The organism is Bradyrhizobium liaoningense, from assembly GCF_018130955.1.
Lineage (GTDB): Bacteria > Pseudomonadota > Alphaproteobacteria > Rhizobiales > Xanthobacteraceae > Bradyrhizobium > Bradyrhizobium liaoningense_C.
On the sequence record NZ_JAFCJM010000065.1, the window covers coordinates 25,312 to 38,810 of the forward strand.

16 protein-coding genes and 1 pseudogene are annotated in these 13,499 nt (G+C 64.2%); 4 read left to right on the forward strand and 13 right to left on the reverse strand.

Annotated elements, in window-relative coordinates; genetic code table 11:
* Positions 1-100 precede the first annotated feature (100 nt).
* From JQ632_RS40140 to JQ632_RS32670, 4 genes are all read right to left on the reverse strand, one after another.
* Complete coding sequence (locus JQ632_RS40140; RefSeq protein ID WP_283817750.1) at positions 101-232, reverse strand: hypothetical protein; 132 nt, start codon at positions 230-232, stop codon at positions 101-103.
* Between the two features lie 120 nt (positions 233-352).
* Positions 353-769: a VOC family protein gene (locus JQ632_RS32660; protein WP_212406763.1), complete on the reverse strand. Its 417-nt coding sequence runs from the start codon at positions 767-769 to the stop codon at positions 353-355.
* Positions 770-880: 111 nt separating this feature from the next.
* The gene (locus tag JQ632_RS32665) at positions 881-1,168 is read right to left on the reverse strand and encodes a hypothetical protein (protein WP_212406781.1); all 288 of its coding nucleotides are present in this window, start codon (positions 1,166-1,168) and stop codon (positions 881-883) included.
* A 245-nt stretch (positions 1,169-1,413) separates the two neighbouring features.
* Positions 1,414-2,115: a DNA-3-methyladenine glycosylase I gene (locus tag JQ632_RS32670; RefSeq protein WP_212406764.1), complete on the reverse strand. Its 702-nt coding sequence runs from the start codon at positions 2,113-2,115 to the stop codon at positions 1,414-1,416.
* A 195-nt stretch (positions 2,116-2,310) separates the two neighbouring features.
* On the opposite strand from JQ632_RS32670, the gene JQ632_RS32675 reads away from it, so the two are divergent.
* Positions 2,311-3,138, forward strand: coding sequence for a metallophosphoesterase (locus tag JQ632_RS32675; RefSeq protein ID WP_212406765.1), 828 nt, complete (start codon positions 2,311-2,313; stop codon positions 3,136-3,138).
* Here the strand turns inward: JQ632_RS32675 and JQ632_RS32680 are convergent.
* The 4 genes from JQ632_RS32680 to JQ632_RS32695 all read right to left on the reverse strand — a co-directional run bounded on the left by JQ632_RS32680 (position 3,077) and on the right by JQ632_RS32695 (position 5,425).
* Positions 3,077-3,562, reverse strand: a complete 486-nt coding sequence (locus JQ632_RS32680) for a Crp/Fnr family transcriptional regulator (RefSeq protein WP_212406766.1) — start codon at positions 3,560-3,562, stop codon at positions 3,077-3,079. The two genes, JQ632_RS32675 and JQ632_RS32680, sit on opposite strands and share 62 nt — an antisense overlap.
* Positions 3,563-3,670: 108 nt before the next feature.
* Positions 3,671-4,414, reverse strand: a complete 744-nt coding sequence (locus JQ632_RS32685; RefSeq protein ID WP_212406767.1) for a di-trans,poly-cis-decaprenylcistransferase — start codon at positions 4,412-4,414, stop codon at positions 3,671-3,673.
* 32 nt (positions 4,415-4,446) lie between these two features.
* The gene (locus JQ632_RS32690) at positions 4,447-4,821 is read right to left on the reverse strand and encodes a transcriptional regulator (protein ID WP_212406768.1); all 375 of its coding nucleotides are present in this window, start codon (positions 4,819-4,821) and stop codon (positions 4,447-4,449) included.
* Positions 4,808-5,425, reverse strand: a complete 618-nt coding sequence (locus tag JQ632_RS32695) for a hypothetical protein (RefSeq protein WP_212406769.1) — start codon at positions 5,423-5,425, stop codon at positions 4,808-4,810. The genes JQ632_RS32690 and JQ632_RS32695 overlap by 14 nt, the downstream gene beginning before the upstream one ends.
* Positions 5,426-5,618: 193 nt before the next feature.
* On the opposite strand from JQ632_RS32695, the gene JQ632_RS32700 reads away from it, so the two are divergent.
* The gene (locus tag JQ632_RS32700) at positions 5,619-6,860 is read left to right on the forward strand and encodes a S1C family serine protease (protein ID WP_212406770.1); all 1,242 of its coding nucleotides are present in this window, start codon (positions 5,619-5,621) and stop codon (positions 6,858-6,860) included.
* 183 nt (positions 6,861-7,043) lie between these two features.
* On the opposite strand, the gene JQ632_RS32705 is transcribed toward JQ632_RS32700, so the two are convergent.
* The 4 genes and pseudogenes from JQ632_RS32705 to JQ632_RS32720 all read right to left on the reverse strand — a co-directional run bounded on the left by JQ632_RS32705 (position 7,044) and on the right by JQ632_RS32720 (position 9,725).
* Positions 7,044-7,781: a thioredoxin family protein gene (locus tag JQ632_RS32705; RefSeq protein WP_212406771.1), complete on the reverse strand. Its 738-nt coding sequence runs from the start codon at positions 7,779-7,781 to the stop codon at positions 7,044-7,046.
* A gap of 19 nt (positions 7,782-7,800) precedes the next feature.
* A pseudogene (locus JQ632_RS32710) lies at positions 7,801-8,133 on the reverse strand (SRPBCC domain-containing protein); the annotation flags it as partial.
* An 11-nt stretch (positions 8,134-8,144) separates the two neighbouring features.
* Positions 8,145-8,594 (reverse strand): helix-turn-helix transcriptional regulator, encoded by a 450-nt coding sequence (locus tag JQ632_RS32715; RefSeq protein ID WP_212406772.1) that lies wholly within the window; start codon positions 8,592-8,594, stop codon positions 8,145-8,147.
* A gap of 156 nt (positions 8,595-8,750) precedes the next feature.
* Positions 8,751-9,725, reverse strand: coding sequence for a tripartite tricarboxylate transporter substrate binding protein (locus JQ632_RS32720; RefSeq protein ID WP_212406773.1), 975 nt, complete (start codon positions 9,723-9,725; stop codon positions 8,751-8,753).
* Between the two features lie 110 nt (positions 9,726-9,835).
* On the opposite strand from JQ632_RS32720, the gene JQ632_RS32725 reads away from it, so the two are divergent.
* Together JQ632_RS32725 and JQ632_RS32730 are read left to right on the forward strand one after the other, a co-directional pair.
* A complete protein-coding gene (locus JQ632_RS32725) occupies positions 9,836-10,255 on the forward strand; it encodes a VOC family protein (RefSeq protein ID WP_212406774.1) in 420 nt (139 codons plus the stop codon).
* A gap of 173 nt (positions 10,256-10,428) precedes the next feature.
* Complete coding sequence (locus tag JQ632_RS32730; RefSeq protein WP_212406775.1) at positions 10,429-12,009, forward strand: AMP-binding protein; 1,581 nt, start codon at positions 10,429-10,431, stop codon at positions 12,007-12,009.
* A gap of 71 nt (positions 12,010-12,080) precedes the next feature.
* On the opposite strand, the gene JQ632_RS32735 is transcribed toward JQ632_RS32730, so the two are convergent.
* On the reverse strand, positions 12,081-13,175 hold the full coding sequence (locus JQ632_RS32735) for an HD-GYP domain-containing protein (RefSeq protein WP_212406776.1): 1,095 nt from the start codon (positions 13,173-13,175) through the stop codon (positions 12,081-12,083).
* Positions 13,176-13,499: the final 324 nt, after the last annotated feature.

Sequence of the window (13,499 nt, forward strand, 5' to 3'; positions counted from 1 at the left end):
TGCGGCCTTCCGGGACCTCCTGGCCCGGCGGGTCCGCCTGGCCCGCCCGGACCGCCCGGCCCAGCCGGGCCCAAGGGGAGTTAGAGGACAACCACGGCAATTATCTCTGTCCCGGGCGCTTCTGGCCGTTTTGCTGGCCGTAGGCAGGCGCGTTGTCAGGGTCGGACGTGACGCACGCGCTCATTGAGACGCCGAGCAGGATGGCGCAGGCCATCGCAATCAGAAATTTCATCTGCAAAACCCTTGGGGTATCGATCTTGGGGTATCGATGAAGCATTTCTTGGGAAAAGCTGATCTTTGACGTCGCGGATCGAGGCGAGGTTCACCGCGGCCCGCAGTCAGCCGGCATGGCTCAAGCCGTCGCGTCGTCGCCGCGTGTCGGCTTCGGCTGGATCAGGTCCCAACGGTTGCCGCAGAGATCCTCGAAGACCGCGACGACGCCATAGGCCTCATGCCGCGGCTCTCTCACGAACCGGACACCGGCCGCAACCATGCGCGCATGATCGCGCGCGAAATCATCCGTCTCCAGGAACAGGAAGACGCGTCCTCCGGTCTGGTCGCCGATGCGCGCCGCCTGAGCCGGACCGTCCGCCCGCGCCAGGAGCAGGCCTGAGCCGACACTGCTCGGCGGCCGCACGACCACCCAGCGCTTGCCGCCACCGAGCGGGGTGTCTTCGCTCAGCTCGAAATTCAGAGCGCGGGTGAAGAAGGTGATCGCCTCATCATAGTCCGCGACCACGAGACTCACGAGGGACAGATGCTGAGTCATCTCGCGACCATGCACATGGCGACAGGCTCGCCGTCAAGATGGCGATAGCGAGCCGGAGCAACGATCGTCCTTGCCCCGGCTCTCAGGCTTCGTGCGTGAACTCGTCGTTGGTCAGTGCATGCTCTGCTCGAACACGACGGTCACGCCGGTCGGCTCGGGCTCGTGCGGCTTCAGCTTGGTCAGCTCCGCATCGCTCCAATCGGCGAGGCTGATGACCTCGCCGGTCTGACCATCGGACGAATCGGACGGCTCCAGAATCTCGAGTCCACGCGCGTCGATGAAGAACGTGTGGTCTCCGAACATATTATTCAGTTGAGGCACCGCGGGATGATCCTCGGGAAGCACCTGAGCGTCCAATTGCCTCAGGGTCTGTTTGACCTGCGCAGCATCCAGCTTCATGACTGGCTCCATGGCTTGCTTGTCGGGTTTGGTGGCCTTGACCGCAGCGGGCTTCATTCCTGCGACAGGCGCAGCGTTCGTTCCTGCGGGTGCCCACCCGGTCTAGAGGTCCGAACCGATCCCGGCCGCAAATGTTCCTCACCGGACGCAGGCTTGATCAATCCGCTGCATTCGCCACGCTGCCGGCACAGGATCGCCTCGCTGTGCACACGATCGGGACGATCCGGAGCCGAAAGCGCGGCTCATCAGGAACCGTCAGACGACTCGCTCCGATTCTCCCCCACCGACAGCGCGCAGATGCGCGAGATGTGGGCGTAGGGCAGACCGCTTTCCTTGGCCCAGGCGTTGAACTGCGCCTGCACCTTCGCGAGATCGCCCTTCGACTTCACCTCCTCGGCGATATCGAGGCCGGCGTCGCGCAGGCAGGCGACGACGTCCTTGGAGGTGACAAAGCCGTCCCAGCCGACGAAGCGCAGCAGCATCTGACCGGTGTTGCCCCCGAGCCGGCTGCCGCGCTTGGTGAGGAGATCGAGCAGGCCGACCTCGTCGGAGGACGGCCACTTCGCCAGAAATTTTCCAAAGCTGCCATGCTCCTTGGCGATCTCCTGCACGAAGGCGGCATTCTCGCGCACCGACATGATCTTTGCGCCGTTGCGCACAATGCGCGCGTCGCGCATCAGGCCTTCCCAATAGTCCTCGGGCTGGAAGCTCAGCTTGGAGGGGTGGAAGCGCAGGAAGGCCTGCTCGAAGCCGGGCCATTTGTTCTCGATCACGCTCCAGGCAAAGCCCGCGCAAAACACCCGTTTGGACATCTCCGCGAGGATGCGGTCGTCGGGCAGTTTTGCGAGACGCTTGAGGTCAGGCTTGGCAGGCATGAGCTTGTCCAGCTCCTTGGCGCCGCCCTTGCGCTTCTCGGCTCTGGCGCGAATGGTTTTGAAGGAGGTCATGCAATCACCGGCATTGAGGCGGGCCAAGACACCAGACTTCGCGAAAGACGTCCAGCCTCCTCCTTCGATGGCGCCGCGGCAGGCGCTTCGGGTCGATTTGACGCTGACGGCCGGTCGCCGCGATGGTCTACTTCTTGCTTGCCAAATGTCTGGAATTCACACGCTTTCTGCATTGCCTGACCCGATGGATTTTCAATGCGCTGCCTGGTCGTCGCTGACCTGCATTATTCGCTGCCGCAGTTCGACTGGCTCTTGAGCGCGGCTGCGCAGTTCGATCTCGTGATCTTTGCCGGCGACGCGCTGAACGTCGGATCCATGGTGGATTTCCGCGCGCAGATCGTGGTGGTGAAGAAATACCTTGCACTGCTCGCGAGTCAGACGCGCGTCATCCTGTGCTCGGGCAATCACGATCTCGACGAGCGCAGCGCCGAGGGCGAGAAGATCTCGCGCTGGATCGCTGATGTGCGCGAGCTCGGGATCGCCTGCGACGGCGACAGTTTAGCGATCGCCGACACGCTGTTCACGGTGTGCCCGTGGTGGGACGGGCCGCAGGTCAAGCAGCGTCTGGTCGCGCAATTGCACGACGCCGCCACAAGGCGGCCGCAGCGATGGATCTGGGCGCATCACGCGCCGCCCGCGAATTCGCCGACGAGCTGGGGCGGCAAGCGCTTCTTCGGCGATGTCGACCTCGTGCAATGGATCGCCGACTACAAGCCGTCGATGGTGATCTCGGGCCACGTGCACCAGTCGCCCTTCATTCCCGACGGCTCCTGGTTCGACCGCCTCGGCGAGACCTGGGTGTTCAACACCGGCCTTCAGCACGGCCGGCCGCCGACCCATATCGTGCTCGACTTGGACGAAGGCAAGGCGTTCTGGCTGGCGGCCGGCGAAGCGCAATGGATCGATCTCAACGCGCCCTTGCAGCGGCCGGCACGACCGGTCGTCGAGCCGCCGGACTGGCTCACATCCTTGGATCGGATTGCCGATCCGAGCCTGGCTGCACCTCGAGCTGCGGCAGGTTGATCATGCTTTGCAGGACGTCGCCGACCATCGCGAGATGGGTGCCGTGGCCGGCATATTGTCGCTTGAGATCGGCGAGATAAGTGTTGGCGACATTGAGGCGCTGCGCCAGCATGCGGGCGAGCATCAGCGCCACCGCGGGCTCCTGGATCAGGAACGAGGCGGCGTCCTCGAATTCGTAGATCGTCGAGTCCGACGACGCGCGCACCGTCGCGGTGTGCGGCTGGTCAAGCAGCACCGACATCTCGCCGAACACGGCGCCGGGCTCGGCGATGATGGCAACCACCGTGTCGCCCTTGATGACCTCGAGCTTGCCGTCCATCAGCACGTAGAGGTGACCGGTCGAGCCGCCCTCGGTGAGGATCACCTCGCCGGCTTTCACGGTCCGCTCCGTCCCGCCCGAGCAATAATCCAGAACTGCACGCATCACAGTCACCCCTGATGCCGCCGAGACTAGGCAGCAGCGCGGCCGACGTCGAAGGGATTAGGTTGGCGCGATGCTCAAATTTTCGGCATCGCCGGATGCCGCACCGCATCAGAGGCTCGGCGCAGGCTCCAGCGGCAGGGATTGCAGGCCGCCGAAGCGGCGCTCGCGGCCGTGGAAGCAGGCCAGCGCCTCGGCAAGATCGGCGGCCTCGAATTCCGGCCACATCCGCTCGGTGAAATGCAGCTCGGCATAGGCGCCTTCCCACAGCAGGAAGTCCGACAGGCGCTTCTCGCCGCTGGTGCGGATGATGAGATCGACGTCGCGCAAGCCGGCCTCGCCGGTGACGAGTTGAGAAAACGCTTCGCGCGTGAGGCTTGTCAGCGCGGCCGCCTTCGCGGCGGCATTGAGGATGGCGTCGCGCGCGGAATAGTCCACGGCGATGCGCAAATTGAGGACATCGCCGTCAGCGGTCGCCTGCTCGGCGCGCGCGATCGCCGCGGCGATCCCGTCGGGCAGGCGATCGCGGCGGCCGATCACGGTGAGACGCACGCCGTTGCGCGCCAGGCTCGCGACTTCGTTGGCGAGATAGAAGCGCAGCAGCGTCATCAGCGCGGCGACCTCGGCCTTCGGCCTGCGCCAATTGTCGGTCGAGAATGCGTAGAGCGTCAGCGTGCCGATGCCCTGCTTGGGCGCAGCCTCGACGATGCGCCTGATGGCCTCGACCCCGGCCTCGTGGCCGCGCATGCGCGACAGGCCGCGGCGCGTGGCCCAGCGCCCGTTGCCGTCCATGATGATGCCGACGTGAAGTTTTTCTTGCAGTTTTTCTTGCTTGGTCGTGACGTCACTTTGCATTGCAAAGTCTCCGGTCAAAAAAGGGGAAGCGATCAGGTCGACAAAATGCCGAGGCGTCCGAGCGGCGGCGTCTCGCGGCCGGCGGCTTTTGCGGCGTCGCGCACCAATCGTTCCAGCACGCTGAGGTAGTCGAGGAAGCGGCGGCGGCCGGCCTTGGTGAGGCGGCAGGTGGTGTGCGGGCGGTTGCCCTCGTAGCCCTTGGTGACGTCGACGAGACCGGCTTCCTGGAGCACGGCGAGATGCCGGCTGAGATTGCCGTCGGTCAATCCGCAGAGCTGCTTGAGATCGGCAAATGCAAGCCCCTTCGGATGCGCCATCAGCGAGGTCAGCAGCCCGAGCCTCGCCTTCTCATGGATGACGCGGTCGAGCCCTTCATAGGAAAACGGCGCGCTGTCAGTCTTCGACATCGTTATCTCCGGACGCGAAATGCAGAATGGCGGCCATCACGGACTGCCCGACCACGAAGGGCAGGCCCATGGTCAAGGGCGAGAGCGTGTGGCTGCGGCTCGCCAGCACCACGACGACAAAGCCCGAGACGAAGTACCAGGCGCCCGCCAGCGCCACCGAGCGCGGCAGCGAGCGGACGGAGGCGAAGATGCCGAGCGACACCAGGATCTGCCACAGGCCGGGCAGCAGCCAGAGCGTCTCGTCCGCGAACTTCCACATCACCACCGCCAGCAGCACGCCGGCGGCGCCGGCGGGCAAGAACTGCTCGATGGCCTGGTAGATCATCGCGTCCGCAAGGCCGGAATGATGGCGCTGCGACCGCGCCCGCATCTCGATCCAGATGATGATGCCGGACAGCGCGGCCGCGGCCGCCCAGCCGAGGAAGAAGGCGACCGGCTGGCCGGTCGGATCGTCGAGCAACCAGACTTGCAGGAGCGCAGTGAGCAGCGCCACGGCGCCGGTGGCCACCATCGTCGCCGGCCCGTAGCCGCGAAACGCGGTGCCGGCGGCGATCTGGCTGCGGATCGCCACGATGTCGGCCAGCGCCTTGTCGAGATCGCGCATCTGCAAAACGCTTTAACCTCGCTGTACGGCCGCCGCGGCGGCTTCGGCATCTACTTTGTAATGCAAAGTATACAACATTGCAAAGTAAAGGCAAGCCGTCCCGTCGGCGCTTTTGCGCGCGGACAACTGCCGGTTGCCTTGACGTTGACCTCACGGATAAGATGCTGATGCCGTGAAGGTGCCGGGGGTCACAATGCTGAAGTCGTTGATTGTTGGGTGCGTATTGCAGATGGCGCTTGCCGGACTGGCGCATGCGGCGGGACCATTCGGATCGATCAATGTCGGCAATTGGATCGGCGGCGCGTTCAGCAATGACGAGACCGGTGCCTTCTCGCACTGCGCGGTGACGGCCCCCTACGCCAATGGCGTCATCCTCGTGGTTGCCCAGAATGCTGCGGGCTCATGGCTGCTGAGCTTCGCGAGCCCTGGCTACAAATTCAACAAGGGCGAGAACGCCGCGATCGACGTGATCTTCGACGGCCAGGAGCAAGCGCGGCTGTTTGCCACGGCCAATCAACCCAACATGCTCACTTCGATCATGCCGCCGAACGTCGTGCGGTCGTTTCAGAAGGCGAGCCTGATGGTTGCAACTGCTGGCCGCACCGTCCTGCAATTCCAGCTCACCTCTGCGGCGCCCATCGTCGCTGCGCTCGCCAATTGCGCCGCGAAGATGAAGGCCGAGGGCCTCGACAAGGCCGGAGATTTCACCAAAGTCGCCGCGAAGCCGGCGGCCAATGACAAGTCAACGCCACCTTCCGGCAAACCCGGCAAGACGACCAAATCCAGCGGCACAGGCTTCGTGGTCAGCGCCAACGGCCACATCGTGACCAATCATCATGTGATCGACGGCTGCGTCGGCGACATCAAGGGCAATCTCACCGGCGAGGCCGCGACGGTGTTGCGGGTTGTGTCGCGCGACGCGACCAACGACCTCGCGCTGCTCCAGGCTCCGTCGACAACGACGTTCAAGGATTTCGTCAGGATCCGCGACCGCTCGATCCGCTCCGGCGATTCAATCGTGGCGATCGGGTTTCCCTATCACGGGCTCCTGACTTCCGACTTCACGGTGACAACGGGCATCGTGAGCTCGCTCAGCGGCATCTTGAACTACACGCGCCATTTGCAGATCAGTGCCGCGGTTCAGCCCGGCAACAGCGGCGGACCGCTGTTCGATACATTTGGCCAGCTCGTCGGCGTCGTCGTCGCAAAGCTCGACGCGCGGACGATGATCAAGGCGACGGGGACCATTCCCGAGAACATCAACTTTGCGATCAAGACCGGAGCGTTGCGCGATTTCCTCGACAACAGCGTGGTGCCCTACCAGACCGGCGAGCCCAAAAGTGAACTCAAGACCACCGACATCGCCGGCAACGCGCGGGCCTATACGATGCTGATTACCTGCAACGCTACGGAACAGGCCGACGCGAAGCGGTGAGCAGCGCGTGGAGCAGTACGGCCGCCCAACACGCCCGCGTCGGTCCGACCACAGGAAAAAGTTTGGCGAAGACTCGTCGTTCGGGATTAACGCCATCGCGATCGATAGATCACGCCGTATGGGTCCCAGCCTACGCCGGACGACTCCGAGTATGAGGCGACATCGGTCCCAATAGCGCTCACCCTACCCGTGGCAGCACGCCGCCTTGCCCGCCTCCGGCTGATACTGGTCGCGCAGCCGCACCCAGTCCATCGGATAGGGCAAGCCGTCCTCGTGACGGCCGAGCGGCGTCAGGTCGAGGTATTGATAGGCCGCGTTCATCATGTCGAGTCCGCGGGCGAAGCAGGAATAGGTGTGGAAGATCGTGCCGGCTTCGTCGCGATAGAACACGCTGATGCCGGGGAGTTCAGGGCCGTAGAACGGCGTAGTGCCATAATTGTATTTCGGCTCGCCCTTGGCGATCTCTTCGGGCGTGAACGACACTTCGTAGTCGTGGTTGAAGTCGTTGCCGCCGGAGGAGGCCCAGTCAAACGTCCAGCCCATCCGCCTCTTGAACGCTTCGAGCTTGACGCTAGGTGCCAGCGAGATCGCGACCATGGTGGTGTCGCGCGCGGCCAGGTGCGGCACCATGCGCTCGAAACCATCGGCCCAGAACGAGCAGCTCTTGCAGGCCGCGTCCCAGTCCGGGGCGAACATGACGTGCTGGACCACGAGCTGCGGACGTCCCTTGAAGAGATCGGCGAGCGTCACCTGGCCGTTGGCGCCGTCGAAGACGTAGGCCTTGTCGACCATGACCCAGGGCAACGCGCGGCGCTCCTCGGCGAGGCGCTCGCGCGCCTGCGAAAGCTCCTTCTCATGCGCGAGGTGCGCTTTGCGGGCTTCGATCCACTGCGCGCGCGAGACGATCTGATGTTGCTGCATGGTGTCCTCCTCTCGGGGATCAGGCCACGAACGCGTCGAGCTTGTCGAAGAACGAGCTCCAGCCGCGTTGATGGTTGTCGCGTGCAGTCTCGTCGACGAACTGGGCGTGATGGAAAATCATCAGCGTGCCGCCGCCTTCGGGCTTGAACGAAATCGTCACCAGCGACTCGCGTTCCGGCGTCGAATGCCAGGCCCAGGAGAACACCAGCCGCTCGTTCGGCACGACTTCACGGTAGATGCCGCCGGCCTCGAAATATTCGCCGTCGTCGCGGACAAAGCTGATCCGGTAGCGTCCGCCGGTGCGGACGTCGAGTTCGGCCTGCACCGTCGCGGGCTTCATGTTCGGCGGCCCGAACCACTGCGCTAGCTGCTCGGCTTGCGTCCACGCCGCAAAGACCCTTTCCGGCTTCGCGCGGAGCCGGCGCGTGAGGGTGAGGCTTGGACGTTCGCTTGAGTGAGCTGCGGCTGCTTGGTTGACGGCCATGGGTCTTCCTCCACAAAGGCTGCGAGGCGATCGAGATTGTCGGACCAAAAGCGTGCATAGCGATTGAGCCAGTCCATCGCCTGTTCCATCGGCTGCGCGGTCAGCCGGCAGGCGACCGTGCGCCCGGTCTTCTCCCGCACGATCAGGCCGGCATCTCGGAGCACGTCGAGATGCTTCATGATCGCCGGCAGCGACATCGGAAACGGCTCCGCCAACTCGCTCACCGACAGGCTCTCGCGTTCGCCGAGCCGCGCCAGCAGCGCGCGCCGCGTCGGATCGGACAGCGCGGCAAAGGTGCGGTCCAGCGTTTCGGCTTGATACTTAACCATATGGTTTAGTATAAACGCAAAGCCGGACGCGTCAAGCCAGCGCGAGCAGGCGATCCGCTGCACAAACGCGTGATCGCAAGGGCGCGGCGTTCAAATGCAAAAAGCCCCGCCTCGCGGCGGGGCTCCCGATCCTCAATGTCGATTGGCTTTGGGGCCCTACTCGACCTTCAGCCCGGCGAACTCGACGACCTTCTTCCACTTGTCGGTCTCGGCCTTGATCATGTCGCCGAACGCGTCCGGAGTTCCGATCAACGGTTCGCCGCCGAGCTCGACCAGGCGCTTCTTGATCTCGGGCTCGGCCAGGATCGCATTGACCTCGCTGTTGAGCTTGGCAATGACCTCTTTCGGCGTGTTCTTCGGCGCGCCCATGCCGAACAGCGCGCTCGCTTCATAGCCGGGGACGGTCTCCGCAACCGTCTGAGTATCGGGCAGCAGCGGCGATCGCTCCGTTGACGTCACGCCGAGCGCACGCAGCGAATTGGAGCGGATGTGCTGGATGATCGAGGGCATGTTGTCGAAGATCACCTGCACCTGGCCGCCGAGCATATCGGTGATCGCGAGCGCGGCGCCGCGATACGGCACGTGCTGCATCTTGGCGCCGGTCATTGCCATGAACATCTCGCCGGAGAGATGCACCGAGGTGCCGTTGCCGGAGGACGCCATGTTCACCTTGCCGGGATTGGCCTTCACATAGGCGATGAACTCGGCGACGGTCTTTGCCGGCACGTCCTTGTTGACCGTCATCACGTTCGGCACGCGGTTGAACGCAGCGATCGGCGCGACGTCGCGAACGAAATTGAATTTGAGATTGGCGTACAGCGAGGTGTTGATGTAGTTGGCCGGATTGACCAGCAGGATCGTGTAGCCATCAGGCTCGGCATTGATGACGGACTCAGTGCCGATGTTGTTGCCGGCGCCGGGCTTGTTCTCGATCACGAATTGCTGTCCGAGCTTTTCCGAGAGCCGCTGGCCGATCAGGCGCGCCAAAATGTCGGTGGCCCCGCCCGGCGGATAGGGAACCACCCACTTCACCGGCCGCGCCGGATAGTCCGCCGCGATCGCCTTTGACAGCGGGGCGGTTACAAAGGGACCGGCGGCAAGCAGGCCGAGCGCAGTGCGGCGCGTGATCATCTGAAGTCTTCTCCCGAATTGTTGTTCTTGAACGCTGCGTGAGCCGCGTTGTAACAAAGCCCGCCGCTCGCGAAAAGTGCGCGAAACGCATCGCGACGAAAGGATAAGGCATGCCGGTCAAGGTTCACGCCCTCGATCATCTCGTGATCAACGTCGCCGACGTCGCACGCAGCGTCGCGTGGTATTGCAAGATCCTCGGCATGGAAGCCAGGGTGTTCGATCCCGGCGGCGGCAAAGCGCCGCGGACATCGCTCTCCTTTGGTAACCAGAAGATCAACGTGCGGCCGCGCGATGCCGACAAGGTGGAATGGTTCACTGCAGACCACCAGACCGCCGGCAGCGAGGATCTGTGCTTCCTCACGTCAGCCACGCCCGATGAGGTGGTGGCGCATCTGACCGCAAATGGCGTCGCCATCGAGGAGGGCCCGGTTCCCAGGCAGGGCGCCCGCGGCACGCTGCGCTCGGTCTATTGCCGGGATCCCGATGGCAGCCTGATCGAGATTTCGTCGTATGAGGATGGTGGCCGCTAGGGGCTCGCTGCCAACCAGACTCTCTATCGTCATGCCCGGGCTTGACGGACGGAAAGAGCACGCGCCGCAGCGGCATGCTGCGCACGCATTTGATCCGTCCCTGATCCAATGGCAGGAAGACGCAATAATCTGAAGGTAGCCGCCGCCAAGATGCAGGCTGCACGGGAGGACGCATGCCTATCCATCAAACCGCTCCGGGAATCGTAGGACCTTTTGCCGGGCTCGATGTGCCCTGGCTCCTCAAGATGCGGGCCGAGGTGCGCCGCGATCATCCGTTCCTGATCTGGGCGCCGTTCGATGCGCCGGCGCGGCGCTGGAGCTACGGCGAATTCCACGAGCGGGTCGGCGCGCTGGCTGCGGGCCTTAGCCGACGCGGCGTCAGGCCCGGCGAATATGTGCTCATTCATCTGGATAATTGCATCGAGGCGGTACTGGCGTGGTTTGCCTGCGTCGAGCTCGGCGCCATCGCCGTCACCACGAACACGCGCTCGGCGCCGGCCGAGATGGAGTATTTTGCGGGCCATTGCGGCGCCGTCGCCGCGATCACGCAGCCGGCCTATGCGGAGATCATCGCCGCCAATTGCCGCGATCTGCGCTGGATGGCGGTGACCTCGCATGACGCGGGTGCTGCGCCGGCGAGAGCCGTTGAACGCGGCGAGCGGTTTGAGGCGCTCTTTGCCGACAGTGCCGACCGGCCGCGGCGCGCGACCGATCCGTTCGCGCCTTGCAGCGTGCAATACACCTCGGGCACGACGTCGCGCCCGAAGGCCGTACTCTGGACCCATGCCAACGCGCTGTGGGGCGCCAAGATCAATGCCGTGCATGAGGATCTGCATGCGTTCGACGTGCACCAGACCTATCTGCCGCTGTTCCACACCAACGCCCTCGCCTATTCCATGCTGGCGACGTTGTGGGTCGGCGCGACCTGCTTGATCCAGCCGCGCTTTTCCGCAAGCCGCTTCTGGAGTGTCGCGCTGGAGCACGGCTGCACATGGACCTCGACGATCCCGTTCTGCATGAAGGCGCTGCTCGAGCACGAGATCCCGAAAAACCACAAATTCCGCCTCTGGGGCACGGCGGTGAACGAGCCGCCGCCGTTTGCCGTCTTCGGCGTCAAGATCATCGGCTGGTGGGGCATGACCGAGACCATCACCCACGGCATCGTCGGCGAGGTCGACCAGCCCAACATGCCGATGTCGATCGGCCGCGCCGCGCAGGAGTATTCCATCCGCATCACCGACGATGACGGCCGGCCGACGGAAGCCGGCGGCACCGGCAATCTCCTCATCAAGGGCATCCCCGGCCTGTCGCTGTTCGCCGAATATCTGCACAACGAAAAGGCGACGCGCGAGAGTTTTGACGAGCACGGCTATTTCATCACCGGCGACCGCGTCACGCTCTTGGAGAACGGCTTCATCAGGTTCGGCGACCGCGCCAAGGACATGCTGAAGGTCGGCGCCGAGAACGTCGCGGCCTCCGAGATCGAGCAGGTCGTCATCACCGTGCCCGGCGTGCGCGAGGCCGCCGTGGTCGCCAAGAAGCATCCGATGCTGGACGAGGTGCCGGTCGTCTTCATCATCCCGCAAGGAGGCGTCGCCGGCGCACCGAAGATTTTGCAGGACAAGGTGATGGCCGCCTGCCGCGCCGGCCTTGCCGACTTCAAGGTGCCGCGCGAGATTCATCTCGTCGACGACATGCCGCGCTCGACGCTGGAGAAGGTGGCGAAGGCGGAGCTGCGAAAGATGCTGGAGTAGCTTGTAGCTGGTCTTCGTGGGCGATCTGCCTCCCCGACGTCGTCCTGGCTTTCGCCAGGACGACACCGAGTTCAGAACGAGCCGAGCGCCACGGGGCGGAAGGCCTGGAGCAGTTGCTGGTCCAGCTTGTCGCCCATGCCTTCCATCATCGCAAACGCGCGCGAATGGGTGAAGGGCATGCGATAGGCGCGCTTCTCGACCAGCGCCGCATAGATGTCGACGATGGTGGTCAGCCGCACGATGTCGCTGATCTGGTTCGACGACAGCCCGTTCGGATAGCCGGTACCGTCGAGGAATTCATGGTGATGCAACACGACGTCGAGCATCTCCGGCGGGAATCCGCCTTGCGCTGCAAGCGCCTCATAGCCGCGGCGCGGATGCTGGCGCACTTCGGCCAGTTCCTCGTCGGTGAGCTTGCCCGGCTTGTCCAAGAGCCTGGTCGGAACGAAGGCCTTGCCGACGTCGTGCAGCAGCGCGGCGCGCGTCAGCCGGCGCTGGTCGTCCTCGCGCATGCCGAGATGCTGGGCGAACGCGACCGCAAAGCCGGTGACGAACAGGCAGTGCCGGTAGCTGCCGACATGGTGGCAGCCGACGGTGGTCAGCCACTCCCGCAACGAGGAGTGCTTGATGGCTTTGAGGATCTTGCTTTCGGCCGCGATCACGTCGTCGAAGGTCAGAGGAATACCGAGCGGCAGCTTCTCGAACATTTTTGCCAGCACCGCATGCGCCGCTTCGACGCCGCGGTTCAGCGTCTTGCCGCGATCGGTGGCGTCATAGCTGGTGGTGTCGGGGAAGGCGGCGCGGATGCGTTGGAGGATCGCCTCCGCCTGCAGCGGCCGCGAAATCGTGTCGGTGGCGCCCAGCGCCCAGGCCTGCATGGTGCCGTGGTGAAGCGCATCGGCCAGCACGAACAGCCGCGGCATCGAGCGATAGGCATCGCCGCGCAGCTTGTTGCGCACCCGCTGCACGCTCTCCGCCGAGCGCAGGTTGATGTCGACGACGATGCCGGAGAGGTCGCGCGCCGGCTGCGTGGGGATTTGCTCGGTCGAGACCGTCGCGACATCGCCGACCGCTTGCAGAATGTCGGCAAGCTCGGTGCTCTGATCGCTCCGGTCGGAGGCGAGTAGAAGCCGGCGTTGAGCGGCGGGTTTGGTTGACGCAGTCATGGCTTCCCCAGCAGCGTGTATTTCATGTCGATTGCACCAGCCTAAGCGACATCTGTTCTCCGGCCCTTAAGACACGTGCTGAATGGGCGGCTGCAAAACTGCCTGCAATTTTAGGGATTTTCGCCGGAGCCAGCGCTGCCGACCAAAATGTCGAAAACAACCCCATGCAAAGTAGAACCGATGTGGCCGGCAAGGCGGTGCCCGGCGAGGCCGAACTCATTGATTCGACGAGAAAAACTCGAAACGGATCGGGTAGGAGGAAGCCTTGCAGCTTCCCCCTCCCACACCACCGTACGTACGGTCCCGTATACGGCGGTTCGTCAA